General features: G+C 71.3%; 1 protein-coding gene. It reads right to left on the reverse strand.

Annotation, left to right across the window (positions count from 1 at the left end):
* On the reverse strand, positions 1-607 hold a 607-nt coding region (locus KDM41_18550; GenBank protein ID MCB1185425.1), incomplete at both ends, for an asparagine synthetase B.

A 607-nucleotide genomic window follows, 5' to 3' on the forward strand; every position in this document is an offset into this window, starting at 1 on the left:
TCGGAGTAGGGGGCGGCGATGTCGACGGGGCCCGCCGCCAGGGCGAGCTCCAGGGTTTCGGGCGCGGAACACATGGCGAAGAGGAATCCCCCGTCGGCCACGTACTCCCGGATCGCCTCGGCCACGGCCTTCTTCAGGGCGGGCACGTCGGAGAAGCCCAGTCGGCGGGCCATGTCCTGGTTGCGCCCCACCTCGTCCTGGAGCCACCCCGCCCCGGCGTACGTCAGGTAGAATTTGGAGTACTGCCCGGTGAAGTCCTCGTGGTGCAGGTGCAGCCAGTCGTAGTCCGCCAGCCCCCCGGTGACCACGTCCTCGTCCCAGATCTGCGCGTAGGGGATTCCGGCGTACTCGAGGGCCATCGTCACCGCGTCGTCCCACGGCGTGGAGTTCGGCGGCGTGTAGACGGCGATCTCCGGGGCCTTCTCCAGGGGCACCGCCTCCATGTTGCCCTCGGCGATGAGGCCCCGGATCCGGGCGACGTCGGCGGCCCCGACGGCGTCGAAGCGCACGCCCCGGAGCAGCGCCTCGCGACGCACGGGCTCCTGGTCGGGGAGCAGGAACGCCCCGCCCTGGTAGTTCAGCAGCCACTCGGCGGTCTCGCCCCGCT

The sequence above is a fragment of the bacterium genome (assembly GCA_020440705.1).
Classification (GTDB): Bacteria; Krumholzibacteriota; Krumholzibacteriia; order LZORAL124-64-63; family LZORAL124-64-63; genus JAGRNP01.